This window comes from Pseudomonas sp. FEN (assembly GCF_904067045.1).
Classification (GTDB): domain Bacteria; phylum Pseudomonadota; class Gammaproteobacteria; order Pseudomonadales; family Pseudomonadaceae; genus Aquipseudomonas.
The window spans coordinates 189428-215573 of sequence record NZ_CAJFDC010000033.1 but is presented as its reverse complement, the minus strand read 5'-3'; the positions used below and the strand labels follow the sequence as shown (position 1 = coordinate 215573).

Below are 26146 nucleotides of genomic sequence, written 5' to 3'. Positions count from 1 at the left end.
CTCTCGTTGTGAAAATACAATATCCAGCGATTTGAAATTTTCGTGCCAGATCATTGTTTTTTCGCACCCTGGAGACAAATTTAGGAGAACATACAAGCTCCGGCACACGGTCGTTCGTTATCCGCTCCCATGCGCAAATTTCTTCTCCTCTCCTTGCTGGCCCTGCTGCTCGCCGCCGTCACCGGCTACGGGGTATGGACCCAACAACGCAGCAGCGGTCACTACCTCTCGGACCTGCGTATCCGCCTGGCCGTGAACCAGGGTGTGGCGGGCGCTCACGGCAACCTGCTGGGCCTGCAACCGGAACTGTTCCCCAACGACTACCAGAGCCCGGCGCGACTGCGGCGCAAGTTGGCCGCCTATCTGCAACAAGCTCGTGGCCTGGGCCTGTTGAACGAAAAAACCATCGTGGTGCTGCCCGAACATATCGGTACCTGGCTGCTGCTGCGCGATGAAAAGGATGAGCTCTACCAGGCCCTCGACCAGCAGGAGGCGATGAACTGGCTGATGTTCGGCAACCCGCTGAAGCTGCTCGGCGCCCTGTTCAATGCCAAGGGTCGCAGCTTTCTCGAAGACGCCCGCCTGCGCATGAAGGCCAGGACCATGGCCGAGGATTACCAGGCGTTGTTCGGCGGCCTGGCGAAAGAGTTCGGCGTCACCCTGGTGGCCGGCTCCATCGTCCTGCCAGACCCCAGTGTCGAGCAAGGCACCCTGAAAATCGGCAAGGGCGCCCTGTACAACGTCAGCCTGGTCTTCGCCGCCGACGGACATCCCCTCGGCCAGCCGCAACGCAAGCTCTACCCGACCTTCGATGAACGCGGCTACATCAAGGGTGGCGGACGCCAGGAACTGACTGCCGTGCAGACCCCGGCCGGTAAGCTGGGGGTGCTGATCGGCACTGACAGCTGGTACCCGGACAACTACAGCAAGCTGGACGAACTCGGCGTATCGCTGATTGCCGTGGCCGCCTCCCTGCCCGGCCAGAACAGCTGGGACAAACCCTGGCGCGGCTTCAAGAACGCGGCCACCCCGGCGGAGATCAGCCTGCGTCCCGGCGAACTCGGCGAGGGCGAGGCCTGGCATCGCCTGACCCTGATCAGCCGCGCGCCAGCCAGCCAGTCCACGGCCGGCATCAGCGTGTTCCTGCACGGCCAGTTCTGGAACCAGCGCTATTCGGGCCAGAGTTTTATCAGCCAGGATGGCCGCTCGATCGCCGCGCGGGACGGCAGTGATCGCGGCGCCCGCCTATTGAACCTGTGGCTGCCATGAAGGCCGTGACGATGCGCCTGGGCGACCTGTCGGTGGCCTTCGTCCACAGCCTCGCCGATGCGGTGCGCAGCCATGGCCAGGACCCTGAGCGCCTGCTGGCGCAATACGGGCTGGACCCGGCACGCCTGGCCGAGCCGGGCGCGCGGCTGTCGATTCCGCGCTACATGCGCCTGGGACACGCGGCAATCCAACTGACCGGCGATCCGGCCCTGGGCCTGCGCATGGGCCGGCTCAGCCGCCTGAGCCAGGTCGGCCTGGCCGGTGTGACCGCCGCCCAGGCCCCGACGGTACGCGAAGCGGCGCGAACCCTGACCCGCTTCGAGGCTCTCTACGGCGCCAACTATCGCGGGCAGTCGAGCTTCCACGAAGACGCCGACGGCGCCTGGCTGCGCTTCTACTCCATCAGCCCATACAACGCCTACAACCGTTTCGTGGTGGACTCGATCATCGCCGGTTGGTTGCAGCAGTTGGCCAGCGTCGCTGGCGAACCGCTGCACGCCGAGCGCATCGACATCGAGTTCGCCGAGCCGGACTACGCCGCGGCCTACAAGGGCCTGGGCGACTGTCCGGTGCACTTCGGCGCCGAGCATAATCAGCTGCGCCTGAGCCAGGCCAGCCTGGGCCTGCGCAATCCGCAACATTGCCCGAGTACCTGGCGGCATCTGCTGCAACTGTGCGAACGGGAACTGGAACAACTGACGCGCACCCGCAGCCTGCGTGAACGTATCACTCAGTTGCTGGGACCTTTGCTCAATGGTGGCCGGGAACCCGACCTGGAAGAAGTGGCGGCACGCCTGAAGCTGCCGACCTGGACACTACGACGCAAACTGGCCGAGGAAGGCACGCAATTTCGCGCCATTCTCAATGACACTCGCCGTGACCTGGCAATGACCTATATTCGCGACACCGAACTGGCCTTTGGCGAAATCGCCTACCTGCTCGGTTTTGCCTCGGCCGAGGCCTTTCAGCGGGCTTTCAAACGCTGGAGCGGCCAGACACCCGGCGAGTTCCGCCGCAGTCAGCGGCATTCGGCCTGAGCCGAAAAACGACCGCCTACAGCTCGGTCGCATCTTCAGCAGGCTCAACGGGGTCCAGCTCGAAAGCCCGGAATTCCAACAGCTCTTCTTGATATTCATCCATCGTGAAACTCCTTTTTTCGTTCGAGGGTAAAAACCGCTGTCTTGCTGACCATTCCTGTAGGAGCAGCCGGTCGACGCTCGATTGCTCGCGATGGTAGCCAGGACAGCGCGGGGCATCAGGTTACCTGCGTTATCGTTGACGTCCGTCGCCCGCGTCTACAGATACAAGCGGGCCAAGGCCAGCATAGGGGCCCCATATGAAGGAAAAATGAAGCACCCGTCTGCCCAGGTTCCTTGAGCAAGAAACCTGCAATAAAAAATTAGCAGAACGGTCAGGATTTACCCACTTTTATTTTGCAGGCGGCAACGCCCGACACAAGATCAAGGGACCGAGGTCGACAAACCCGATCCCACTGAGCTGTGCTTACTGAGCTGGAGTTGCCGGCGCGCTGGTTGCTGGCACGGGCGTCGACTCAGCAGGCTTTTCCGGGGTGGCGGGGGTCTTCTCGAGCGGCATGACAGGCGCGGCTTCGCTCGGCGCGGCAACCGGTTCGGAAGTGGCGGGAGCACTGTGCGCAGGTTCCGCGGCCTTCGGCGCCGGCACTGGCGTCGGCGTCGGCGTCGGCTCCACCGGTTTGGGGGGCACTACCTTGGGCTCTGTCGGTTTATCCGCCTGGGCCTTGGCCGACATCGCCTCAGGCACCCCCAGCTCGGCCTTGGGCTTCTCGTCGGTATGCTTCTCTTTCTTCACTTCCGGCGGCAGGAACAGCTCCACCAGGGTAAAAAAACGATCGTAGAACGTCGCCGAGGATACCGTCTCGCTGGCCACCTTGACCATCGAGTCATCCGTCGAGCCAATCGGCATCGACACCGAACCCAGTACGCCCACGCCGAGGCTGGCGGAGTTGTTGACCTTCTTCAGGGCATAACGGTCCTGCAGCGCGTTGGCGAACATGGTCGAACGATGATTGGAGCCACCGTCCGCCGCACAGACCACGCTGAAGCTGATCTGCATGTGGGTATCGCCGGTCTGCTGGAAGCTCTTGTTGCCGCTGATCAGCTTCGGGTCGCTGCTGGTGATGATGTAACCCTGGCTGAGCAAGGCGCGTCGGGCCGCCTCACAGGACGCAGTGTCGCTCACGCCGTAGTTGCGCGAGAACGTACCGGCGTCATCGAAATTTTCTCGTTCGTAAACGGCGGTCTTGGTGGGCGACGAGCAGCCCGTGGCGCCCGCCAGCATCAGTGCCAATGCAACGGCACGCAAGTGGAATGATGTCGACATTGAAAATCCTGAGGAAAACGGTCCGGGGCATATTGTGCATCAGAACGGCATCGCTGCGCGCCCGCTGAACAGTTGTGACAGCGAATTTTCAGGAAAATGCACTTCAGCGCCCCTCCATCTGATAACGCACCTTGTACAACTCGTTATCGCCACGCAACCCCAGCTTGCGAAATGCCGCCTGTTTCTGGGTGCTGATGGTCTTGATGCTGCGCGAGAACTTGCGCGCAATGTGGGTCACCGACAAACCGTCCAGGCAACAGCGCAGCACCTCGTGCTCGCGCACCGTCAATTCAGAGGTCCTGGCCAGTTCGTCCAGGCTGGCGACCTCGGATTCCGAGGCGGGCATGGCGATATCAAGCCGCGACACCTCATGCACCCGCAACGCCTCGACCATGTCCGGGTGCAGGTAGACCTTGCCAGCCGCCACCTGACGAATGGCCAGGACAAACTCGCCGGAGTTCAATTCCTTGCCGATAAAGCCGCTGGCACCACAGCGCAGCGCCAGGGCGACCGTCGCGGGCACATACAAGGACGAGATGATCAGCAGCCGCAACTTCGGGAAGCGGATCCTCAAGGAGCGAATCAGGTTCAGGCCGTCGACCTCGCCCGAACGCAGGGAGTAGTCCATCACCACCAGGTCGACCTCCTGCTCGCGCAAGGCGGCCAGCAGCGCCGAACCACGGGTGAAGCTGCCCAGCAAGAGCAGATCGGCCTCGGCCTGGATCTTGATCTCCATGCCACACAGGACCAGGCTGTGGTCATCCAGAATCATAAGGCGGGTAGGCTTTTTCTCGAGCATGGACTCTCCTGCACAGCTGCCAATGAAAAACTGACTCGGCAGTGGTCAGGCCCGACCGACGCAAAATCGTTGTGCGGACCGCCACCCCTTCACAATGGCATCCTGCCCAACCGATAAATCCCCCTGATCCGCAGGTCCCCTCTTCCTGCGCCAGATAGCCGTACCTGGCAAACCGGGCCGCCGGGGCGACCATGGCCAAGCAGCGGGCTATGAGTGGCCATGCTAAACAGTCGTCGCCTCAACCGACATAGGACATTTCCCCTGGCCCGTTACGAAACCGACCTTCGCGTTGAGGGACAGACCAAGGGCCTACAGTCACTACGCCAACGGGCATCGGAAATCGCTCAATATCTTGCGGTCGAATGGATGGTCAAGGCTGGCGCTGCGCAATTGCAGCACCACCTCGAAGGTTTCGAAGTTCAGAGTCAACCAGTACCCTTCCCCACTCGGGGCCGGCCCCAACCGTCCCTGCTCCATCAAGCGGAACCAGGCCCAAGGCCCTTCGGCCGAGCGCACCAGGGTCCGACCGTCGATCAGTGTGACCAGCATTTTCAGTTGGCTGCCCAGGGCCCGGGTCGGCCAGGTGAACAGGCTGGGCCGGAGGGGGCCGTGGGCATAATTGAGCTGCAGCTCGTCCAGGGTCAGGCGCAGTTGGGCGATATTTTCATCCATGGTCACAGGGCTGAGTTCGAAATCGACCTTGGCGACGTCGGACGTGCCGGGAAAGAACGCCCGACGAATCTGCTCCGCACGCTGGAACTGCGCCGCCACCGAGCCCTCCAGCAGCGTGACGTCCGGATAACGCTGTTGAAAATCCCGCAGCAATCCGGAAGGCGCGAACAAGCGGTTGAAGTCGGCCAGCGTCAGTTGCTCCCTGGCCTGCCGGTCAAACGGATAGCGTTGGCTGAGCAGGCGCGTGCACTCGGGGCCCAATTGACGGTTCAGGCTGGCGCCAAGCGTTTCCGCCGTCTGCTGGCGCACGTGTTGCCGCCCCACGCTGACGATCTCGGCAAACAGCGGTTGCAGCAGCGGCGGCAGGTTGTCGATCTGCCGTTTCAGTTGTTCTAGGCCGTCCCCTGGCGGGCCCGGCACCCCCATCTGTTGAGCTTGCTCGCGAGCCCGCAGATAGACCGCGGCCTGGGCCAGGGCTTCGCGCAGTGCTTCCAGCGGGGCGGCAGCGCCTTCGCTGGCGCTGGTCAGCCGATGCAGCGCGGCAAAGTGCCGGTTGACCGCCAGTTCCTCGGCGGAAGTCGGAGCCGGGAGCGCCTGGACCAACTCAGCGGAAAGGTTGGAGGCCAGTGACGAAACCTGTTGTCGCGCCCTGTCGACCAGGCGCTGCGGGGCTTGAGGGATTTCCAGGCGGGTTTCACGCCCGGCGGCACGCAACACGGCGAACAGCGCCGAGTCAGCCCGCGCCAGACGTTCGAGCCTGGGCGCCAGGGATTCGGGCTGGTCGAGTCCGAGCAGCCGCAGGTCGGCGAAGAAGCGCTCCCAGTGCCGGATATAATCCTGCTCGTAGAGCGCGCTGACTTCGTTGTACAAGCTCAGCGCGTCCAGTCGCAGCCCTTCACCCATGACCCAGTCTTCATCCTTGAGCGCTTCGCCCACCAGCAATGGCAGACGGGCCCGCAGGCGCTCGTAGCCCTTGGGGCTGAAGCGTATCGGCACGCCTCGGTTCAAGGGCCCGCCGCTGCGCCGGGCAAGGCTCAGCAGGCCTTCGCTGGCGCTGACGGCGACGACACTGAAATCCTCGTCGTCGGCCGCGCCCAACATCGTGCCCAGTCGAGCATACAGGCGCTGCTGTTGCGGCTCGCGCCGCAGGTGTTGACGCACCTGCTCGACCCACTGTGGATCGACACTCAGCAGCGCCCCCCTCGCCAGAAGCGGTATCAGCGCCTGGACATGAATCTGCAACTGCTGGCGTTGCTCCACGGCCAGCGCTTGACCGAGATCGCCCAGCACTTGGGCCGACAGCCAGTCCGCGAAGGCGCCCGCATCGAAGCGGCCCTGGCCACCCAGCATCAGGTATAACCGCAAGCGTTCCTGGCGCTCGCTGTGCAGCCCATTCGGTGGAGCGCGCTGCAAGGTTTGCACCACGCTGGGCAGCAACTCATCGAGCAACGCCCGCTGGTAAAGGCTACGGGCCTGCTCCAGCAATCGCTGATACCCGCTTAACCAGAAAGCGGGCTGCGGCCAACCGTCAGTGGGGGGATGGGCCAGGTTCCGGAAACGCCCCAGGCGTTCGAGCACCAGCGCTGACACACTCGTCCCGGCGGCGCTGGCCGGCAACGCCGCGAGCAACGCCTGTTGCTCGGCCAGCCACTGCAACTGTCGGGTCTGCTGCCAGTAACTGTTGCCAAGCAGCATTGCCAGCAGAATGAGCAAAGTCCCCGCGCCGAATGCCAGCAACCAGCGGCCCCCTCTGGCATCCGGTTGCAGGTATTTCAGCCAGCGCGCGCGACGCCGACGCCGTTGCAGGCAGCGGACCAGGCGCTGACTGGCAGCCCGGGGGCCCGGTTCGACCCGCAAGTGGCCGCCGCAACACAGCGATTGCAGGTGGACCTGCGAGACCCGTGGCTGCTCGAAAAATGCCGTCTGCAGATAAGACTGCAAGACCTCGCCGAACTGTCGCCACAGTCGTGGAAAACCGTAGAGTTGAACCCGCTCCGAAGTCTGTACTTCCCTCTGCAAGCGCTCCGGGAGAGCCTCTTGCACTGCCGCGAAAGTGCCGGCCAGACGCTCGACCAGCCCCGCCAGGTTCTGTCGATTGCGCCCACGGACAAAGGCCAGCGCCAGGTCTCTTTCCTCGACCGGCAATGCCAGCAGCGAAGGTTCGAAGCCTGGCAGGCGATCACAGTGGGTGACGATCACCTGCACTGCCAGGCCCTGACCGAACTCGGCGGCCAGCTCTTCCAGGCGCGCCCGCAGGATCAGGGCCTGGGCATCGCGGGCAGCGGGCGCCAGGCGCAACAGATGCAGCGCATTGAGCACCAGCACCACTCCCGCAACCCCCAACCCGTGGCGACGCGAGTTTTTCAGTTCATCGAGCAGGCAACGCCACAGCCGTACACCGTCGGGGTCCACCTGGGTCAGCAGCGCCGTGCTCGCGGCCATGACAGAGAAGGCCCCGATACGCCCCAGGTGCAAGTCATCGGGCGGCGGATCGTCGACCCCACGTGCCCGGCGGCGCCTCTCCCCCATCAGGCTACGCTTGCCGGCGCCGGCCGTCCCCAGCAGCAGGAACACCGGGCCGCCGGCGCTGGCCTGGCTTTCCAGACGCCAGCGCTCCAGCCGCTCACGCAAGCGTCGCTCGCGCGCACAAGGCGGCTCCAGTCGCTGCAACGCCCGTTGCGCCGCCTCGGCCCGCAGCAACTCGCGGCGTTTGCGCCGACGCCGGGCCCAGCAGAAAAAAATCAGCCCAGACAAGTACAACGGCCCCAGCAACAACCACTGCTGCCAGTCGTGCGCCAGCGGCGAGTCGCCGTCGATGGACAACCGGGGGCCATGGCTGCGCACCAGCAGGGTCAACAGATAGAGCCCCGTCACCAGCGGCAGTGCCCGCAGCAGGTTTTTCAACAATCTCAGGAACATGGTGGCAGTCATCCGACAAGGGCAAGGAGGTGAAGGCGCTATGGCAGGGCGGCGCTCACGGACGGTTCGAGGACGATCTCCACCCGGCGATTGCGCGCCCGGTTGCCCGCGCTGTCATTCGGCACCAGCGGCTCACTGGCGCCACGCCCCAGGGCCTGGACACGGCCGCGGTCGACGGCCTCGCCAAACATCGCCAAGCGCACCGCGCGGGCACGGCGCAGCGAGAGCTGTTGGTTGGAGACCAGGCCCTTGCCAACCGGCGTATCGTCACTGTGGCCGATGATCCGGATCGCTCCCGGCCAATCCGCCAGCACCGCGGCGATCCGCCGCAAAATCGCCCTGTTCCGTGGCGCGATCAGACTGCCACCCGGAGCAAACACCTCCGTGGTTCCGAGCAGCAGGCGAACGCCAGCGGCCTCATCGTGCAACGTCAGACGCCCGGCCTGGATATCCTCGGCCAGACGCTCGGCCAACGAGGGCAATGTCGGGCGAGCAGCGGGGCGCGTGTCACTGCTCGACAACAGCCGCGCCGCGCTACGCAATTGCTCGGCGGAACGCACTTGCAAGTCATACGCGCCCACCACCGTGAGGATGGGCAGCAGCGCCAGCAGACCATACAGGCTCCAGCGCAGCGCGCGCCGCAAGCGTTGCGCCCGGTGCACCGCCTTCGGCACCGACCGCGGATAACGCGCGCGGTGCAGGCGCAGGGTTTCATGGAGCTGGGCACGCTTGAGGGCCAGGATCGAACGGCCTTCGCGCTGGATTCGATAGCGGCCCTCCAGGCCCAGCGCCAGGCACAGGTACATCAGCTCGAGCAGCGCCAGGTGCTCCAGCGGTCTGAGCTGTGCCTCATCCAGATAGACGAAGAAGCCTTCGCCGCCCTCGCTTTCCTGGTGAAAGGTCATCAGCAGGCTGTGCTGCGACCAGGCGCCCCGCGCCCATTCGCTGCTGGCGATGACTTCGTCGAGCAAGGTGCACAGGGCATAACGGGCGCGCAGCACGATGCGCTGCTCGATACCGTGGGCCAGGGCCTGCTGCTGGAAAGTCCGCACCCGGGCGATCAGCCGCAGGCGCAGCGTCGGGAGGTCGGGCCGACGGGTCAGGCGCTGGAACACCACCACTTCATGCAGCAGATCGTCAGCCAGCGGACAGAGGTTTTCATCGGCCGCCGCCGGTCCCCCCTCATGGGTGCTTTTGCGCGCTCTGGAAACCGCCCTGGCAAAGGCCATCACGACGCCCTGATGGCCCAGAACGCCAATTGCAGGCCCGGAAACGAACCGGCCACATGCAAACCAAAACCGCTGCTGTCCACCAGGTCGGCCCACAAGGAGTGGTCACTCGACACCTGGAAGTAGCTGAAGCCGGGATAGTAAGGCAACTCCCTGGGCGCCGCCGGCAACACCTCGATCGCCAACCCCGACAGTTGCAGATTGACCAGGTCGTGCAAGCGCTGGGCCGGGCCGATTTTCAAGCGGTTGGGAAAGCTTTTGCGCAATTCCTCGTCGGGCACTTGTGCCCGGACCGCGAGAATGAAACGGGCCGACTGGTAGAGGTTGATGTCCGGCACCTGGGCAAAACGAAAGCCGAAGGCACCACTCTTGAGGGTCAGGGCCACCACATCGGCACTGGTCACGGCGCTCAACGCCTGCAGCAGATCCTGGAGCAGCGGCACAAAGGTCTCACCCAGGCGGTCATGCCGGTACGGCGGGTACGCCCGGGGACGCTTGCGGTCCGGGCAGAAAATCGCCAGCTCGCCGGCCAGCCGCACCAGCTCACGGTACAACAGCTCGGGGTGCAGCGCTGGCTGGCTCGCCAGGTGCAGCAACAAGCTCTCGGCACGATTGACGCTCTGCAGCATCACGTACTGCTGGATCTCCGTCAGCCCACCGAGCCCGCCCTGGCCCAGCCCTTCAGCCAGGGCCACGCCGCGTTGCCGGGCCCGGGCGATCAACTCGTCGACCGAGCGCGCCAGCACCGACGAACAGCGCCAGGCCAGCAGCGGCGCCACCTGCTGCCGATCGAGCACCACCAGGCCGGTGGCTGTTCGCTCCACCACCCGGGCCACCCGCAAAAACACATGGGAGGCGGCCACCTGCTCTTCTCGCGCCAGCTTCAGGTGCAAGCGGCTCACCTGCAAGCAGGCCGGTTCGGCGCCCTCGGCATGGACGTCGGCGACCATGATTTCGCTGATCCGATAGCGCGCCAGGCTATCGGCGCCGGGGCTGGCTTCGGTGTCCGTCGCGCCTGGGCGCTTGACCGCCAGGGCCAGCACCAGTTGCACATCACGCTCGCTGTCGGCCACCGGATAACGCAGCCGGGCCAGCTCCTCGTCCGTCAGGGCGAAGGGGCTGCCATCGGGCATGATCCCTTCACAGGCACTCAAGGCCAGCGTACCCAGCGCCAACTGCGCCGCATCGATTTTCAACGCGGCAAAGCCCCAGCCATGGGGTTGCAAGGCGCGCAGCACCTGCGCCAGCCGGGCCCGATGATGGCGCTCCTGCTGCTGGAAGTGCTGCGGCAGCAGAAACATGCCTTCGGCCCACACGACGCGGTCATCACTACTCATGATCGGATTTCTCCTCCAGAGGCACTGACGTCAACGCCACGCGTTGGCGACCGATCAGGGCCGTCAGCCGCGAAGAGCGCGTCGGATCGATTTCGGCCCAGGCCCACCACTGGGCATGGTCGATATTGCGGTACTCGACCACCACCGCGATCAAGCGGGTACCGGACACCGGAATAAAACTCTGCTCCTGCTGCTGGCCAGGGCGTAGCAACAGCGACTCATGTCGAAGCAGCTCGCTCCCCAGCGCCTGCTCGGCCTCGGCTTCGGACTGGAACAGCTCGATCTGTTCCAGACGCTTGCCGTCCGCCAGTTGCAGGACCCTGACCACCACGGGCGACGGTCGCCCGTGCAGGTCGGGATTGCTGTCCAGTGCCGCCTCCAGGGACAACTTGATATGCGGTTCGGGCGCCGGGGGCGGATCGTCCCAGCCGAACCAGGTACATCCCGGGAGGACAAGCGCCAGCAGCAGGAGCATGACGCGGCGCGACAGGCGCTCAAGCGCGACCATCGTCAGCCTCCTTGGGTGGCTTGACCGCCGCCGGTTGCGCCGCCTTGGCCGAGGTCGCCGCAGCGGCGCCGCCGCCGTTGATGTCGACCGACGCCGAACCATCGAGGGTCACGCTCTTGCCATTGATGGCCACGCCCGCGGCACTGAGTACCAGGGTGCTGGCGCCGACCTTGAGGGTCAGGCTCTTGCCCGCCTCCAGCACGAGGTTGCCGTGGGCCTTGAGATCGATGTCGGCGGCCGTCGACTGCCATTGCCCGGCCACCTTGCAATGACTGTCGCCGCCGATATCCAGCGAGTGATCAGCGTCGATCCGACTGTTGCGCTTGCCGCCCACGGACTCATGGAGATCGGCCTTGACCTTGAGCAACTGATTGGCGCCGACCGTCAGGTGCCAATCGTTGCCGATGCTGGCGAACGCATCGTTGCGCACTGTCAGGTCCTGGTTGCGTCCGGCATGGATCAACAACTGCTCATGACCGGCCTTGTCTTCGAAGCGCAGCTCGTTGTACACCCCCTGCTCGCCCAGCGACTGCGATTTGAGACCACTGCGAGCCGCCTGGTCCGGCAGTGCCCAGGGCGGCCGGTGACCGCTGTTGTACAACCCGGCGGTGACCAGTGGCCGATCAGGATCGCCGCCGAGAAACGCCACCACCACTTCCTGCCCGACCCGGGGCACGAACAACGCTCCCCAGCGTTTGCCGGCCAGCGGCTGGGCGACCCGGACCCAGCAGGAACAATGCTCGTTCTGCCGCCCGCTGCCGTCCCAGTGAAACTGCACCTTGATCCGGCCGAACTCATCGACCCAGATCGGCTCGCCCGCCTTGCCGACCACAAAGGCCGTCTGTGGTCCGGCGATCAGCGGACGCGGCGTCTGGATCGGCGCGTGAAACACCTGACTGGTGGGGATCGCCTCGACCTCGCAGCGCAACTGCGCCGTATCATCCAGTTGCAAGGTCGCAGCCACGATCAGGTAATCGCTGTTCTGCTCGGCTCGCGAATGACCGACCAGGGTAAAACACTGTCCGGGCGCCAGATACGGCGACTGGCTGATGCCCCGGCGCCATTGTTGGTTGGCATGCGCGGCTTCGAGCTGGATCCGCGCCTGGGCTTCGCCAGAATCACGACTGCTGAAGCGCCCTGGAAAACCTTCCTGCCGATAGTTGCCATGGCGTGTTGTCGCCGCAGTCGCATGGCTGGCCGAGAGGACACTGGCCTCACGATTGCTGGCCTTGGTGAAATCGAAATCCACCAGGCTGATCACCCCGGGCCGCAATTCGCCGTGGGACTCCCAGACCAGCATGCTGCCCGGGACCTTGTCCTGATTGGGCCGGTAGTTCATTTCAGGCAAGTGCGGGACCGGCTTGTGGGCACTCATCGAGTCGGCAATCACCAGCAGATGGTCGTCGGCAGAATGCTCGAAGAAATAGTAGAGTCCCGCGTCCTCCAGCAAGCGGCTGAAAAAGGCGAAATCGCTCTCGCCGAATTGCACGCAATACTCCATCGACTCGGCACACTCGGCCTGCCAGTCGACACTGCTGGGATAGTCGCCGAAGAGCTCTTCGAGCACCTGCCTGAGGGTCAGGTTCTGGAAAATACGCTGGCGCCGGGACTGCGTCAGAAACCACAGCCAGGGCCTGAGGGAGAGCCGATAGCGCGCCTCGCGCCCGACCCGGCCAACAGCGCTGAAGGCCGTGATGTAGCCGTGGAGGGAACGCCCCCGTTCACCTTCGATCCCGAGGCTCAGCACCAACGGACGGCCCAGCAGGTCATCGACCTGCAAGCCGTCATCCAGGCTGGCAATGCTCAACTCGTATCCGCCAAGCTGGCTCAGCCCTTCCCGGCCACTCAGTTCGAGCAGCGACAGCTTGGCATCGACGCCAGGCACCTGGACGCGGAAGTAGGTGTTTTCGGACATGGTGACAAGGGCTCGCTCAGGCAATCGTGGTCTTGAGGGTGGCGCTGGCGTTGATGCGGATCTGCCCACCCCAGTTGCACTGGCAGGTACAGCGATGATCCAGGGCCGGCAGCTTGGCAACCCGCGTCCGCGCCGCGCCGGGCTGCCAGGGCGTGAGCGTGGCGGGCACGCAGGGCATCGGCGTCAACACGCCCATGGCGGCGGCCGTCGCCGCCGCGACCTGGGGGTTGGCCGGGCTGCGACAGAGGCCGAAGGCGGGAATATTGACCAGGGGTTGATGATCGAGAATGTTCGCCGCCGGCTGGCCTTCGGCGCTGACCCGCCCCAGCGGCAGTACATTCAGGCGCGCCGGGGCGGCGCCAAACGAACAGGAGAGCAAGGCACCCATTACAACTTGCTGATTCATGCGTGCTCCAGACAGACATCCATGGAAAGCCCATGCAGTGTCGATGAAGGACGCATCGGCAGGTATCGGATTACTCCTAAAAGCGGGCGAGGTGGGCAATCCCAATCAGTTAAAGAACCGATCCGAAGTCTGGCTGAAATGTGTGGCGAGCGGGCTTGCCCGCGCTGGGCTGCGCAGCGGCCCCAAAACCTGCGATCGCGGTGTGTCAGGCAAAGCGAGGTGGCAGGGTTTACGACTGCTTCGCAGCCGAACGCGGGCCAGCCCGCTCGCCACAAAACCGCGCGGGCTCGAAGCGCCATCCCACTGCCGCCTCGGGCTTGAGCCCCAGCCAGCAGGCCCGCCCCAGGCCCTGCCGCGCGCCGAGTCGCAGGCCTGGCCGTTGCGGCGGTTGCAGGCGCAGGTCGAGGTCCCATTGCAAGGTCGGGCCGACATAACACTCGACCAACTGGCACAGGGCTTCGAAGTCGCGCCCTTCGGGCAGCAACCGCTGGTAGTCCGACCAGGACAACGGCCCCAGATGCAGGCAGAAGCTATGCTGGATATTCCACAGGCGACGCCCCAGCAACGCAGCCCCGCCAAGCCGCGCCGACTCGCGACGGCCACCCAGTTGCAAGCGCTCATCGCCTCCCAGGACAGCTCGATGCCGGCCCAGGGTACTCAACCCCACCGGCAAGTGCAGCAGGTCCCGGAGCAAAGCCAGCAAACCGGCGGCACTGCGGCGTTGATCGATGAACTGCGGCGCGTGGAAGCGCGTGCCATTGGGCAACGCGCTCATCTGTCCCGGTGAAAACGCCGACACATAGTCGGCGAAACGGTCATCGTCCGGGCGGTCGGCCCAGACCACCGGACGCACCCGCGCCCAACTGCGATAGAACAAACTCAGCAGACGGTGGTGAAACACATCGAGAAAGTGCGCCAGGGTGCTGTCGCCATGGTTGATCTGGCGCGACAGCACATCTTCGCTGAAGTGCAGGGGCATCGGCCCGTTCGCCCCTGTCAGGCCGAAGAAGTTCACCGCCAGTAACGCCGCCCGGCCCTCGCGCAGGCGCAGTTGGGCAATCATCGCCGGCTCGAATGCCAGCGAAACGTGCTGTGCCAGACGCAGCGGATCGTCGCCCAGGCGCTGCGCCGTCCCCCAGCGCGGCGCCCCCGGGTAAGTACGCTCCAGCAAACGCATCGCGGCGAAAAAATCATAGCGCCAGGGTTGTGCGGCCAGGTCGGGCGGTGGCGCTACCAGATCATGCATTGACCCGCCCTCGCCCGCCAGGTCTTGATATGCCCTCGGCTCACACTGCGCAACTCGGTCTCCATGAAGGCATTGAGCGCGGCATACCGGACAAAGAAGCGCTCCAGCGCGGCGCCGAACAGATAGGTACCGGTGCCTTCGCAGGCGGCGTCGTCCAGTAGCAGGGTCAGGTTCAGGCCGCGACCGAAGGCCACCGGACCGGCACCGGGCAAGCGTCGGCTGACGACCTGCGCACGCAGGGAAACGATGCCTTGCAGCAACTTGTGCCCACTGTTGTCGTCCTCGGGCAAGTAATGCACCAACAACTCGCGCAAGGCCCGCGCCCCGGCGGTCCCGTCCCGATGCGCCAGGGGCAGGTAGTTACGCGACAGTTGCCGCACCACCTGCCATTGTCGGTCGCCCTGGGACGGCGCCGGCAATGGTCGCGAAGGCCCGGCCACGCAGCGGATCGCCAGTACCGGCGCACTCACGTCGAGGACAAAGTCGCTGTTGCCGGCCCCCAGTGGCAAGCGCAATGGCAGATCGCGGTTGGAACACAACACCTCCACCGACAGACGCTGCAAGTCGGCGTCCGCCTCCAGCGCCAGCACCAGACTGGCGTCACAACCGCGGTAACGCCGCTGCCCGTCGACAAAGCGCCGCGGCACCCGGCTGGGCGTGCGCTGCAGCTGGTAAAAGCCCGCCGGACGCCGCTCGCCGTCGTCCAGCCGTTGCGGGGCATACAGCGGCAGCACGACCTGGCGCTCCTTGGAGCCGGCGGCATGACCATGGACCGCCAGTACCTCCTGGATCTCGTAGGCGAGCGGTCGTGCCTTGTCGACCACCAGCGGCAACTCATGACGGCAAGGGTCGATGGCGATACGCTCGACACGCTTGTTGAACAGGTTGATCACCGGCACGCAGAACAACCCGAAGTGGCTGGCATTGAGCAGCGTCGACAGCGGTTGCGACAGGGGCGCGAACACCACCAGCAACTCCAGGCTGCGGGCCGGGCAAGCGCGCAGCGCCGGCCCCAGTCCACCCAGGCTGACAAAGCGCTCGCCCTCGGCAAACGCGAGAAAGGTCTTGAGCTGCGCGCACAGCGCGTCACTGTTCAACGACCGGGCATGCGGGTGGGGTCCGGGACGCGGCTCCGGCTGGCGGATGTGCCCGGGATCGATCCGCTCGCTCCACGCCCCTTCGCCCTCCGCGCAGCGGACAAACAGGCCCTCGGCGCGGCTCAGCAGGGCTTCGGCGATGGCCAGGGGCAACGAGCCATCACCACGCAGGAACAACGTCAGCTCCTGCAGCGCCAACTGATCGAAAGACACCCCGGCGGTGGTGCGCAAACGCAGGCGCAGGGCGCCGCCATCCTGTTTCACCGCGCCGATCGGCAAGCCTCTGAGCAGCCCCGCACTGGGCAGGTACTCGGCCGACTCCAAGGCCAGGGGCCAGAGCGTGAGCGGACGCAGGCTACGAAACTCGCAGCGCGGATCTTGCCCAGCGGCATCCCCCAACGAGCGCACCACGCTATTGGCCGGCAAAGTGAACCCCGAGGCCAGCGAACCCTCCTGCAGGTCCGGGGAAAACTGCAACACCGCCATGGCGGGAACCGGCAGCAACTGCTGCGGTTGCACCAGTTCCAGCAGACTCTCGGTGAAACGCGGGAATTCGGCCTCCATTTGCAGTTGCACACGGGCGGTGAGAAAGCTCAGCCCTTCCAGCAACCGCTCCACCGACGGGTCGGTCACCTCCTCGGGGCGCAGCCCCAGGGTGGCGGCTATCTTCGGGTAGTCCTCGGCAAACTCGGCACCGGCTTCGCGCAGGAAACTCAGTTCACGCTCGTAATGACGCAGCAGCCGCTCATCCATGAAGGGGCATGCGGCCATAGGGCTGGACCCGCACCTCACCACTCTCGGTGTTCCAGGCCGACTCCAGGCGGAACCCGTGCAACACATCGAGGCCACGAATCTCGCCTTCGATCAGAAAATTCAGGCTGGCACTGCCAGGCGCCGCCGGCAGCAGTTGCACCTCGACGCTGCAACGCAGAATACGCGGTTCGAAATCCAGGACGATTTCACGGATGCGGTACTCGAGCTTGCGCGTATCGATGCTCGAAAGCACCACGCCGGCCAGCTTGCCCAGGCCGTAGTTGAGCACCGAGCGGCTGACATGAGGCTGGCTGCCCAGCGGACAAATCGCCCCCAGCCCGGTGGCATTGAACAGCAGCGTGAGGTCCCGGCACAGGTGTTCCAGCTCTTGCTGCGAACCACCTCCCGAGCGGCGGCGGGCCATCCCCTCGCCAGGCCCGGCGGACCTCATCAACCGCTCGAGCAGCGGTGTCATGGACGAGCTCATGAAAATCCTCGCGGAAAACACAGGCGCCGCCAGGCCCCGCAGCAGCGTGCGGAACCCGGCGGGGTTCGATTACACGGTGGTATTGCTGAGCAGGTCGTAGCTCTTTTCAAGGGTCGCGACAGCCTTGCCGTCGGCGAAGTGTTTGTACTGATACTTGATGGCGGTAAAGCTGATCTGGAAATGCTCGGTCGGGCGATCACCGGTACCGCTGAGGCTGTAGCTGCTGATGATCGGCGCCGTCAGGGTAAGCTCGATGTAGGGTTCGTTCTTGCTCGTCGAACTGCCGCTGGTCTGGATCACCCGCAGGGTCGCCTCCTCCAGGGACTTGCCGCTGACCGACTCGATAAACAGGTTGACCGAGGCGATGTCGGTGGTCTTGTTCAAGCTGATTTCGGTGACATGCCCGACACTCGGCTCACGGTCATTGCCAATGGCAATCGAACGACCGCTGCTGAATCCCCAGGAGTCGATAACGATCCAGTCCTTGTGATCCTTCTCCTGGCAGTTCCCCTTAATCTCGGTTTTGAATTTCAATACAATCATGCGCAACTCCAGCATCTATTTATTTGAATGGTTAAGCACCGTCCCGGAACGCGGATCCGGTCCGGCGCGAACCCCTCAGCCTTTGACCGAGGGCAGTTGAGAGACCAGGCGCAGGGATACGCTCAGGCCTTCCAATTGGTAGTGCGGGCGCAGGAAGAACTTGGCCTGGTAAAACCCCGGGCTCCCCTCCACTTCCTGCACCACCACTTCGGCCCCCGCCAGCGGCTTGCGCGCCTTGTCGGTGTCACTGGCGGTCGCCGGGTTATGCTCGACGTACTTGACGATCCAGTTGTTGAGCCAGATTTCCATGTCCTCGCGGGCGCTGAACGAGCCGATCTTGTCGCGCACGATGCACTTGAGGTAATGCGCGAAGCGGCAGGTGGCGAACAGGTACGGCAGACGGGCCGCCAGTTGCGCATTGGCGGTTGCATCGGGGTCGTCGTATTCCTGGGGACAGTGCAATGACTGCGCGCCGATAAAGGCCGCCAACGAGGTGTTCTTGCAGTGCACCAGGGGCATGAAGCCGTTCTTGGCCAACTCCACCTCGCGCCGATCACTGATGGCGACCTCGGTCGGACAGGTCATGTCCACGCCGCCCTCCTCGGTTGGATAGGTGTGCACCGGCAGATCGCTGATGGCTCCACCGGACTCGATGCCGCGAATCCGCGAGCACCAGCCGTACTCCTTGAAGGAGCGGTTGATATTGAGGCCCATGGCATAGGCGGCGTTGGCCCACAGATAGTTTTGCGCCTGGCCTTCGGTGACCTCCTCGAAGGCGAATTCCTCCACCGGCGCGGTCCGCGCGCCGTAGGGGATACGCCCGAGGAAACGCGGCATGGTCAGGCCGATGTAGCGCGAATCCTCGGAGCGCCGCAGATTGCGCCAGGCGGCATGCTCGGGGGTGAGGAACAACTTGCTCAGGTCCCGGGGGTTGGCAACCTCGCGCCAGGAGTCCATCAGCATCACCGCCGGTGACGCCGCGCTGATCAGCGGCGCATGCGCCGCCGCGGCAATCTTGGCCAGGGATGCCAGCAGTTCCACATCCGGAGGGCTGTTATCGAAATAGAAATCGGCGATCAATACGCCGAACGGCTCACCACCCAACTGCCCGTACTCGTGCTCATAGATTTTCTTGAACAGCGGACTCTGGTCCCAGGCCGCGCCCTTGAACTTCTTCAGCTCGCGGGCAACTTCATCCTTGGCAACATTGAGGAAGCGGATCTTGAGCTTGTCGTCGGTCTCGGTATTGCTCACCAGATAGTCGAGGCCGCGCCAGGCCGACTCCACAGCCTGGAAATCCGGGTGATGGAGGATGTCATTGACCTGCGCGGACAACCTGGCGTCGATTTCGCCGATCAGTGCCTGAATGGTGCCGATGGTGTCGTGGGCGATCAGGTGGGTCGTGCGCAGCGCCTGTTGCGCCAGGGTCTGCACCGCATTTTCAATGGCTTCGCGCACCGGCTCGCCGCGCGGCTTGAACTCGCGTTGCAGCAGGTCGTTGAATTCACTGGGCGACAGCTCGACCGTCGGATCGATGCCGGACGGATTCTCAAGAGTGACGGACACGGATATTTACCTGTTTCAGGGAGCGATCATCGAAGGCATCAGCCTTCGGACTCGGTGGCCGCCGGCTTGGCCTGGGCCAGCAGCGACTGCATCAGGGCCGGGTTTTCCAGCAAGCGCGCCATCAGTTGCTCGGCGCCGCTCTTGCCGTCCATGTAGGTCAGCAGGTTGGCCAGTTGATTGCGTGCCTCCAGCAACTCACGCAGGGGCTCGACGTTGCGGGCCACGGCCCCGGGGGAGAAGTCGTCCATGCTCTTGAAGCCGAGTGAGACCGCCATCTGCCCTTCGCCCGTCAGTTGGTTGGGCACATTGATCCGCACCTGGGGATGGATGGCGGCCATGCGCTCATCAAAGTTGTCGATATCGATTTCCAGGAACTTGCGCTCGGCCAGCGCTGGCAGGTCGGCCCGGTTGCTGCCGGAGAGATCGGCGAAGACGCCGTTGACAAAGGGAATCTCAACGGTCTTTTCGGCGCCGTACAACTCGACGTCATATTCGATCTGGACCCGTGGCGCACGGTTGCGCCCGATGAATTTCTGGCTGTTGTTACTGGACATACAAATAAACCTGCGCGGGGAGAGAAGCGTTAGTCATTGGCGATACCGCCCAGGGCGCGCAGGTCGGCGAGACTGCCCGGCACCAGCTCGGCGATCGCTTCAAGAAAACTCATGCTGGCGAGCCGGCGCGTCCTGGCCGCGAGCAACGGCACCGGACTCGAAGGTTCGTGATGGGCGTAGTAGGTACAAATCGCATCCAATGCGCGGACGACGTCTTCGCGAGACTGGCAGACACCGCGCCAGGCAGCCGCGCCGGCTGTTGCCGGACTGCCCGGCAAGGTCCGCGGCAAATCGTCAGGTTGCGCCGGCAAGGCGGCGCCAAGGCGCTCTTCAGCAACCCGACACCATTTGTCCAGGGCGCGGCCAAGCCCACCCAGCGGGGAAATACCCGGCGCCGCGATTTTTTCCTCAAGGCCGGTGCCGATCCGCGTGATCAGCTCGACCAGGCCCCTGAGCGAGCGCAGGCCTTCGATCAGCGCCTCATGGGCCGGGGATTCGATCACGCTCGCCAACCGCGCCAGCCCTTGCGCCCGGGCGTCTTCTTCAGCGGACTCGGCGATGCACGCCAGATCGGCCAGGCGCAGCGACTCAAGGCCCATGGCGCTGGCCAGTGGCTGACGCTTGAGCACCAGGACCACACTGGTCGGCACCGCCAGTTCGGCCAGGGTATTGAGTCGCACCAGCGGATCGTGCCCATCCTCGGCCAGCAGTTGCGGATGGACATCCTCCCAACGCTCGCGCACCAAACCGTCGATCAGGCGCAACCCTTCGACAAAGCCGGACAGCCCCTGCAACTCCAGCAAGGCCCGCGCCAGGCAGACCGCCACCCGCAGGTCGAGGGAGTCCTCCAGCAGCGTCAGGCACAGCGAGCGCACCCGTTTCCAATCCACCGGCGGGGCGGGATACAAATGGTCGCCGTATTGAACTTCGTTGCCGCCCTCCATTTCCTGAAACAATTGAATAAAGTCGGCCCGGTATTCCAGGTTCGGACCACCGGGCCGCTCATGCAAGGCATCAATATAAGGAATCAGTTCTTTCATCGACATATTCCAGGCCCATGACAAATGCCCGGCGGGCACGTTCAACCACAATGAAAGCCGTTAAGCCTCGGCGCCTTGCAGACACGGCCGGCAGGGCGCTGTTGGGATTCAACTCTAGTCAAAGGGGGGGACCGAAAACATAGGAATAGTCCTAGATCGGATAACACCAAAGAGTACGAGCAAAGCAGATAAATAACGAAAGTTTGCAACTTCGGAAGAAACAGCAAAGAGCAAAGTTTTATTACACTATCTCAACGTCTGGAGGGCGCCAGGGACGTAATAAAGCAGCAGGAAGGGGCACTTCAAATCAGCGCGGGAAGCGCATGTCGGCGTTGACAAAAAACAGGCAAAAAAAAGCCCCGGCAAGCCGGGGCATTTTCTTTTGCTTCAAGGAGTTCAAGGGCCTTGAAGCGGTGTATGGCGCAGCGGACGGGACTCGAACCCGCGACCCCCGGCGTGACAGGCCGGTATTCTAACCGACTGAACTACCGCTGCGTATCGCTCGGACTTGCGTCCGTTGAAACCTTTGAACCCGTGATCGAGAAGCTTCGGTGCTTTCCGATCGCAGGCCGCGCGAGGCGACCTGTACAAATATGGCGCAGCGGACGGGACTCGAACCCGCGACCCCCGGCGTGACAGGCCGGTATTCTAACCGACTGAACTACCGCTGCGCGTCGGTTGGAAGCTCCTTGCGGAACATCCGATTCTCTTGCGAGAAACTCAACGAGTGGTGGGTGATGACGGGATCGAACCGCCGACCCTCTGCTTGTAAGGCAGATGCTCTCCCGGCTGAGCTAATCACCCTTTGCTTCGTTGAGGCCGCGAAATTTACGCAGGTAGCGGATCTAAGTCAATAGCCTGCTTGAAGTTTTTCAGAAAAAGACAGAATCGTGTCACAGGCAAGGCCATCAAGCCCCGCCCTCTGTAGGAGCAGCCGGTCGACGCTCGATTGCTCGCGATGGTAGCCAGAACACTGCGGGCTAGCAGACTTCCCGCGTTATCGTTGACGTCCATCGCGAGCAAGCTCGCGCCTACCGGTAGATCATCTTGCGGGTCATGCCACCGTCGACCACGAATTCCTGACCGGTGACGAACCCCGCGTTCCTCGACAGCAACCACGCCACCAGCGCCGCCACGTCCTCGACAGTCCCGACCCTGCCTGCCGGATGCTGGGCATGATCGGTATCGCTCAATGGCTCGGCCCGCCGCACCGACGGATCACGGGCATCGATCCAGCCCGGGCTGACCGCATTGACCCGGATCTCCGGGCCGAGGCTGATGGCCAGGGCATGGGTCAGGGCCAGCAGACCGCCCTTGCTCGCGGCATAGGCCTCGCTGTCGGGTTCCGACTGCATCGCCCGGGTAGACGCCAGGTTGACGATGGCCCCGCAGTGGGCACGCAGGTAAGGCGCACAATGCTTGGCCAGCAACATCGGCCCACTGAGATTGACCGCCAGCACACGATTCCAGTGCGCCAGATCGAGGCTTTCCAGGGTGCTGTTGTGCGGATCGGCGATCGCCGCGTTACACACCAGGGCATCGATCCGACCGAAACGGCCCAATACCTCGGCGATGCCCTGGGCCACCTGGGCCTCGTCGGAGACATCCATGGTGATGAAACAGGCATTCTCGCCCAGTACCCGGGCGACCTTGCCGCCACGGACATGATCGAGATCGGTGAGCACCACCTGCCAGCCTTCGCTGAGCAACCAGGCGGCAATCCCCAGGCCGATGCCACGCGCCGCGCCCGTTACCAGGGCGACGCGACCGTTGTTGGCAACGGCCGCGTCCAGGGACCACTCGATCACAAGGCCGCCAACCCGCGGGCCAGGTCAGCTTGCAGATCGGCGACGTCCTCAAGGCCGACGGCGACGCGGATCAGGCTGTCGCGAATCCCCGCGGCCTCACGCTCCTGTGGCGCGAGACGACCGTGGGAGGTGGTGCTCGGATGGGTGATGGTGGTCTTGCTGTCACCCAGGTTGGCGGTGATGGAGATCAGTCGGGTGGCATCGATAAAGCGCCAGGCGCCCTCTTTCCCGCCCTTGACCTCGAAACTCACCACCGCCCCGAAACCACGCTGCTGACGCTGGGCGAGTTCGTGCTGCGGGTGACTCTTGAGACCGGCGTAATGGACTTTCTCGATACCGTCCTGCTGCTCCAGCCACTCGGCGAGGGCCTGGGCATTGGCACAGTGGGCGCGCATGCGCAGGTTCAAGGTTTCCAGGCCCTTGAGGAAGATCCAGGCATTGAACGGGCTGAGGGTCGGCCCGGCGGTACGCAGGAAACCGACGACTTCCTTCATCTGCGCGCCACGCCCGGCCACCACGCCCCCCATGCAACGGCCCTGGCCGTCGATGAACTTGGTCGCCGAATGCACCACGACGTCCGCGCCCAGCTTCAGCGGCTGTTGCAGGGCCGGCGTGCAGAAGCAGTTGTCGACCACCAGCAGCGCACCCTTGGCGTGGGCGATTTCAGCCAACGCGGCGATGTCCACCAGCTCGGCCAGCGGATTGGACGGTGATTCGACGAACAACAGCTTGGTATTCGCTCGGATCGCCGCGTCCCAGCCGGACAGCTCGGCCAGGGGCACGTAGTCGACTTCGACGCCGAAACGCTTGAAGTACTTCTCGAACAGACTGATAGTCGAACCGAACACGCTGCGCGAGACCAGCACGTGATCGCCGGCACTGCACAGGCTCATGACCACGGCCATGATCGCAGCCATGCCGGTGGCGGTGGCCACCGCCTGCTCAGCCCCTTCCAGGGCCGCGATGCGCTCTTCGAACGAGCGCACGGTAGGGTTGGTGTAGCGCGAATAGACGTTGCCCGGCACTTCCCCGGCGAAACGCGCCGCCGCATCGGCGGCAGTGCGGAACACATAGCTGGAGGTGAAGAACATCGGGTCGCCGTGCTCGCCTTCCGGCGTGCGGTGCTGACCGGCACGGACGGCCAGGGTGTCGAAGGCCACGCCCTCGAGATCGCTGTCCAGCCGACCGGCATCCCATTCCTGACTCATGCTGCCACTCCTTGCTCGATTCTCTTGAAGATACAAAACCGCTCGCGGGGGTGGACACAAACCTTACAGGAGCAAGGTTTGTCTGGGAGCCGGGCTTATGTGGGAGCGGAGCTTGCCCGCGAAGCTTTTAGCGACCTCAAGGGCCCCTTCGCGGGCACGCTCCGCTCCCACACAAGCCCGGTTCCAACAGGACTCACGGTGTTTTCAGGACCGCGGCCACACCTCAAAGCCGGTTTTTACTCAGTTGTTGTACAGGTCGATGATCGCGCTGACCGCCTGGGTCTTGACCTTGGACGCATCGTTGCGCGCCTGTTCGATCTTGGCCAGGTAATGCTCGTCGATATCGCCGGTGACGTATTTGCCGTCGAACACCGCGCAATCGAAGTTTTCAATCTTGATCTTGCCACCGCCGACGGCCTCGATCAGGTCCGACAGGTCCTGGTAGATCAGCCAGTCAGCACCAATCAGATCGGCCACGTCCTGGGTCGTGCGGTTGTGCGCGATCAGTTCGTGGGCGCTCGGCATGTCGATGCCGTAGACGTTCGGATAACGCACCGCCGGCGCCGCCGAGCAGAAGTAGACGTTCTTCGCGCCGGCTTCGCGGGCCATCTGGATGATCTGCTTGCAGGTGGTGCCGCGCACGATGGAGTCGTCCACCAGCATGACGTTCTTGCCGCGGAATTCCAGCTCGATGGCGTTGAGCTTCTGGCGCACGGACTTCTTCCGTGCCGCCTGGCCCGGCATGATGAAGGTACGGCCGATATAACGGTTCTTCACAAAACCTTCGCGGAACTTCACGCCCAGGTGGTTCGCCAGCTCCAGGGCCGAGGTGCGGCTGGTGTCCGGGATCGGGATGACCACGTCGATGTCGTGCTGCGGACGTTCGCGCAGAATCTTCTCCGCCAGCTTCTCGCCCATGCGCAGGCGCGCCTTGTACACCGACACGCCATCGATGATCGAATCCGGACGCGCCAGGTAGACGTGTTCGAAGATGCACGGGGTCAGCGACGGGTTGGTCGCGCACTGACGGGTGTGCAGCTTGCCGTCTTCGGTGATGTACACCGCTTCGCCCGGCGCCAGGTCACGAATCAGGGTGAAACCGAGCACGTCCAGGGACACGCTCTCGGAGGCGATCATGTACTCGACGCCTTCGTCGGAGTGACGCTGGCCGAACACGATCGGACGGATGCCATGGGGATCGCGGAAACCGACGATACCGTAGCCGGTGACCATCGCCACCACCGCGTAACCACCAACGCAACGGTTGTGCACGTCGGTCACCGCGGCGAACACGTCCTCTTCGGTCGGTTGCAGCTTGCCGCGCTGGGCCAGCTCGTGGGCGAACACGTTGAGCAATACTTCCGAGTCGGAGTTGGTGTTGACGTGGCGCAGATCGGACTCGTAGATTTCCTTGGCCAACTGCTCGACGTTGGTCAGGTTGCCGTTGTGCGCCAGGGTGATGCCATACGGCGAGTTGACATAGAACGGCTGGGCTTCAGCCGAGGTCGAGCTGCCGGCGGTCGGGTAGCGCACATGGCCGATACCCATGTGTCCGACCAGGCGCTGCATATGCCGCTGATGGAATACATCGCGGACCAGCCCATTGTCCTTGCGCAGGAATAACCGGCCATCATGGCTGGTCACGATACCGGCAGCATCCTGGCCGCGGTGCTGGAGCACGGTTAGCGCGTCATACAGCGCCTGATTGACGTTCGACTTACCGACGATACCGACGATGCCACACATGCGACGCAACCCCTACTTAATGAATCTGAACTGAACAACACTTACTGCGGCGCTTTGCCCGGCAAGAGATGTTCCTTGAACGGAAGGTCAGCGGGTACGCTGATTCCGCTGGCGAGCCACTGACTGCTCCACCCCAGGATGAGGTTCTTGGACCAGTCGGCGACCAATAGAAATTTTGGCACGAGCTGAGAACCCTGCCACCACGAATCCTGCTGGACCGGTCCCAGGCTCAGCAGCCCGACGGCCACCACCACCAGCAGCGCGCCGCGCGCGGCGCCGAAGGCCATGCCCAGGAAGCGATCGGTCCCGGACAGGCCGGTGACGCGAATCAGTTCGCCGATAAGATAGTTGATCATGGCGCCCACCAGCAGGGTAGCGACGAACATGATTGCACAGCCCGCGATCACGCGTGCCGAAGGTGTCTGGACATAGTCGGTCAGGTACACCGACAACGAGCCACCAAACATCCAGGCGACCACGCCGGCAATGATCCAGGTGAGCAGGGACAGGGCTTCCTTGACGAAACCACGGCTCAAGCTGATCAACGCAGAAACGACGATTACCGCGATAATCGCCCAGTCAACCCAGGTAAATGGCACAGTGCAGCCTACAGACGGATAAGGCGGCGCATTTTAGCAGAGCGCCGCCCCACTGGTAAGGCGATTGTCAGAGCATTTCGATAC

The 26146-nt window shown here is 63.9% G+C and carries 21 protein-coding genes and 3 tRNA genes; 2 read left to right on the top strand and 22 right to left on the bottom strand.

Going from position 1 to position 26146, the window contains the following annotated elements; all coding sequences use genetic code 11:
• Positions 1-129 precede the first annotated feature (129 nt).
• On the top strand, positions 130-1269 hold the full coding sequence (locus PFEN_RS23510) for a nitrilase-related carbon-nitrogen hydrolase (protein ID WP_191489051.1): 1140 nt from the start codon (positions 130-132) through the stop codon (positions 1267-1269).
• Positions 1266-2306, top strand: a complete 1041-nt coding sequence (locus PFEN_RS23505) for an AraC family transcriptional regulator (RefSeq protein ID WP_191489050.1) — start codon at positions 1266-1268, stop codon at positions 2304-2306. Before PFEN_RS23510 ends, PFEN_RS23505 begins: the two co-directional genes overlap by 4 nt.
• Before the next feature lie 466 nt (positions 2307-2772).
• On the opposite strand, the gene PFEN_RS23500 is transcribed toward PFEN_RS23505, so the two are convergent.
• The 22 genes from PFEN_RS23500 to PFEN_RS23395 form a co-directional block, all read right to left on the bottom strand.
• Positions 2773-3630 carry a DUF2242 domain-containing protein gene (locus PFEN_RS23500; protein ID WP_191489049.1) on the bottom strand — a complete coding sequence of 286 codons (858 nt, stop codon included), beginning with the start codon at positions 3628-3630 and terminating at the stop codon, positions 2773-2775.
• A 103-nt stretch (positions 3631-3733) separates the two neighbouring features.
• Positions 3734-4429: a response regulator transcription factor gene (locus PFEN_RS23495; RefSeq protein WP_191489048.1), complete on the bottom strand. Its 696-nt coding sequence runs from the start codon at positions 4427-4429 to the stop codon at positions 3734-3736.
• Between the two features lie 318 nt (positions 4430-4747).
• Entirely contained in the window at positions 4748-8020 is a 3273-nt protein-coding gene (locus PFEN_RS23490; protein WP_191489047.1) for an ImcF-related family protein, read from the bottom strand.
• 38 nt (positions 8021-8058) lie between these two features.
• Positions 8059-9249, bottom strand: a complete 1191-nt coding sequence (icmH, locus tag PFEN_RS23485) for a type IVB secretion system protein IcmH/DotU (protein ID WP_191489046.1) — start codon at positions 9247-9249, stop codon at positions 8059-8061.
• Positions 9249-10586 (bottom strand): type VI secretion system baseplate subunit TssK, encoded by a 1338-nt coding sequence (tssK, locus tag PFEN_RS23480; protein ID WP_191489045.1) that lies wholly within the window; start codon positions 10584-10586, stop codon positions 9249-9251. Before tssK ends, icmH begins: the two co-directional genes overlap by 1 nt.
• Positions 10579-11094: a type VI secretion system lipoprotein TssJ gene (gene tssJ / locus PFEN_RS23475; RefSeq protein WP_191489044.1), complete on the bottom strand. Its 516-nt coding sequence runs from the start codon at positions 11092-11094 to the stop codon at positions 10579-10581. The genes tssK and tssJ overlap by 8 nt, the downstream gene beginning before the upstream one ends.
• On the bottom strand, positions 11081-13009 hold the full coding sequence (locus PFEN_RS23470; protein WP_191489043.1) for a type VI secretion system Vgr family protein: 1929 nt from the start codon (positions 13007-13009) through the stop codon (positions 11081-11083). Before PFEN_RS23470 ends, tssJ begins: the two co-directional genes overlap by 14 nt.
• Before the next feature lie 16 nt (positions 13010-13025).
• Positions 13026-13415, bottom strand: coding sequence for a DUF4280 domain-containing protein (locus PFEN_RS23465; RefSeq protein ID WP_191489042.1), 390 nt, complete (start codon positions 13413-13415; stop codon positions 13026-13028).
• Positions 13416-13644: 229 nt separating this feature from the next.
• A complete protein-coding gene (gene tssG / locus PFEN_RS23460) occupies positions 13645-14661 on the bottom strand; it encodes a type VI secretion system baseplate subunit TssG (RefSeq protein ID WP_191489041.1) in 1017 nt (338 codons plus the stop codon).
• On the bottom strand, positions 14646-16529 hold the full coding sequence (gene tssF, locus PFEN_RS23455; protein ID WP_224771053.1) for a type VI secretion system baseplate subunit TssF: 1884 nt from the start codon (positions 16527-16529) through the stop codon (positions 14646-14648). The genes tssG and tssF overlap by 16 nt, the downstream gene beginning before the upstream one ends.
• Positions 16504-16998: a type VI secretion system baseplate subunit TssE gene (locus PFEN_RS23450; protein ID WP_191489040.1), complete on the bottom strand. Its 495-nt coding sequence runs from the start codon at positions 16996-16998 to the stop codon at positions 16504-16506. The genes tssF and PFEN_RS23450 overlap by 26 nt, the downstream gene beginning before the upstream one ends.
• Before the next feature lie 69 nt (positions 16999-17067).
• Positions 17068-17541, bottom strand: coding sequence for a type VI secretion system tube protein Hcp (locus tag PFEN_RS23445; protein ID WP_191489039.1), 474 nt, complete (start codon positions 17539-17541; stop codon positions 17068-17070).
• Positions 17542-17616: 75 nt separating this feature from the next.
• Positions 17617-19107: a type VI secretion system contractile sheath large subunit gene (gene tssC / locus PFEN_RS23440; RefSeq protein WP_191489038.1), complete on the bottom strand. Its 1491-nt coding sequence runs from the start codon at positions 19105-19107 to the stop codon at positions 17617-17619.
• 38 nt (positions 19108-19145) lie between these two features.
• A complete protein-coding gene (tssB, locus tag PFEN_RS23435; RefSeq protein WP_191489037.1) occupies positions 19146-19661 on the bottom strand; it encodes a type VI secretion system contractile sheath small subunit in 516 nt (171 codons plus the stop codon).
• Positions 19662-19690: 29 nt separating this feature from the next.
• A complete protein-coding gene (tssA, locus tag PFEN_RS23430) occupies positions 19691-20701 on the bottom strand; it encodes a type VI secretion system protein TssA (RefSeq protein WP_191489036.1) in 1011 nt (336 codons plus the stop codon).
• A gap of 418 nt (positions 20702-21119) precedes the next feature.
• Positions 21120-21196 (bottom strand) — tRNA-Asp (locus PFEN_RS23425).
• Between the two features lie 99 nt (positions 21197-21295).
• Positions 21296-21372: transfer RNA gene (locus PFEN_RS23420), tRNA-Asp, on the bottom strand.
• Between the two features lie 57 nt (positions 21373-21429).
• Positions 21430-21505: transfer RNA gene (locus PFEN_RS23415), tRNA-Val, on the bottom strand.
• Between the two features lie 227 nt (positions 21506-21732).
• Positions 21733-22494, bottom strand: a complete 762-nt coding sequence (locus PFEN_RS23410; RefSeq protein WP_412071470.1) for an SDR family oxidoreductase — start codon at positions 22492-22494, stop codon at positions 21733-21735.
• Between the two features lie 11 nt (positions 22495-22505).
• Positions 22506-23717, bottom strand: a complete 1212-nt coding sequence (locus PFEN_RS23405; protein ID WP_191489034.1) for an O-succinylhomoserine sulfhydrylase — start codon at positions 23715-23717, stop codon at positions 22506-22508.
• A gap of 240 nt (positions 23718-23957) precedes the next feature.
• Positions 23958-25463, bottom strand: a complete 1506-nt coding sequence (gene purF, locus PFEN_RS23400) for an amidophosphoribosyltransferase (protein ID WP_191489033.1) — start codon at positions 25461-25463, stop codon at positions 23958-23960.
• A 41-nt stretch (positions 25464-25504) separates the two neighbouring features.
• Positions 25505-26062, bottom strand: a complete 558-nt coding sequence (locus PFEN_RS23395; RefSeq protein ID WP_191489032.1) for a CvpA family protein — start codon at positions 26060-26062, stop codon at positions 25505-25507.
• Positions 26063-26146 lie beyond the last annotated feature (84 nt).

Coding starts and splice junctions, on each gene's coding strand:
- purF (WP_191489033.1), bottom strand. CDS start 25,463: ATGTGTGGCATCGTCGGTATCGTCGGTAAGTCGAACGTCAATCAGGCG.
- PFEN_RS23490 (WP_191489047.1), bottom strand. CDS start 8,020: ATGTTCCTGAGATTGTTGAAAAACCTGCTGCGGGCACTGCCGCTGGTG.
- tssA (WP_191489036.1), bottom strand. CDS start 20,701: ATGAAAGAACTGATTCCTTATATTGATGCCTTGCATGAGCGGCCCGGT.
- PFEN_RS23500 (WP_191489049.1), bottom strand. CDS start 3,630: ATGTCGACATCATTCCACTTGCGTGCCGTTGCATTGGCACTGATGCTG.
- PFEN_RS23405 (WP_191489034.1), bottom strand. CDS start 23,717: ATGAGTCAGGAATGGGATGCCGGTCGGCTGGACAGCGATCTCGAGGGC.
- icmH (WP_191489046.1), bottom strand. CDS start 9,249: ATGGCCTTTGCCAGGGCGGTTTCCAGAGCGCGCAAAAGCACCCATGAG.
- PFEN_RS23465 (WP_191489042.1), bottom strand. CDS start 13,415: ATGAATCAGCAAGTTGTAATGGGTGCCTTGCTCTCCTGTTCGTTTGGC.
- tssK (WP_191489045.1), bottom strand. CDS start 10,586: ATGAGTAGTGATGACCGCGTCGTGTGGGCCGAAGGCATGTTTCTGCTG.
- tssB (WP_191489037.1), bottom strand. CDS start 19,661: ATGTCCAGTAACAACAGCCAGAAATTCATCGGGCGCAACCGTGCGCCA.
- PFEN_RS23470 (WP_191489043.1), bottom strand. CDS start 13,009: ATGTCCGAAAACACCTACTTCCGCGTCCAGGTGCCTGGCGTCGATGCC.
- PFEN_RS23505 (WP_191489050.1), top strand. CDS start 1,266: ATGAAGGCCGTGACGATGCGCCTGGGCGACCTGTCGGTGGCCTTCGTC.
- PFEN_RS23445 (WP_191489039.1), bottom strand. CDS start 17,541: ATGATTGTATTGAAATTCAAAACCGAGATTAAGGGGAACTGCCAGGAG.
- tssF (WP_224771053.1), bottom strand. CDS start 16,529: ATGGCCGCATGCCCCTTCATGGATGAGCGGCTGCTGCGTCATTACGAG.
- PFEN_RS23510 (WP_191489051.1), top strand. CDS start 130: ATGCGCAAATTTCTTCTCCTCTCCTTGCTGGCCCTGCTGCTCGCCGCC.
- PFEN_RS23495 (WP_191489048.1), bottom strand. CDS start 4,429: ATGCTCGAGAAAAAGCCTACCCGCCTTATGATTCTGGATGACCACAGC.
- PFEN_RS23450 (WP_191489040.1), bottom strand. CDS start 16,998: ATGAGCTCGTCCATGACACCGCTGCTCGAGCGGTTGATGAGGTCCGCC.
- tssJ (WP_191489044.1), bottom strand. CDS start 11,094: ATGGTCGCGCTTGAGCGCCTGTCGCGCCGCGTCATGCTCCTGCTGCTG.
- tssG (WP_191489041.1), bottom strand. CDS start 14,661: ATGCATGATCTGGTAGCGCCACCGCCCGACCTGGCCGCACAACCCTGG.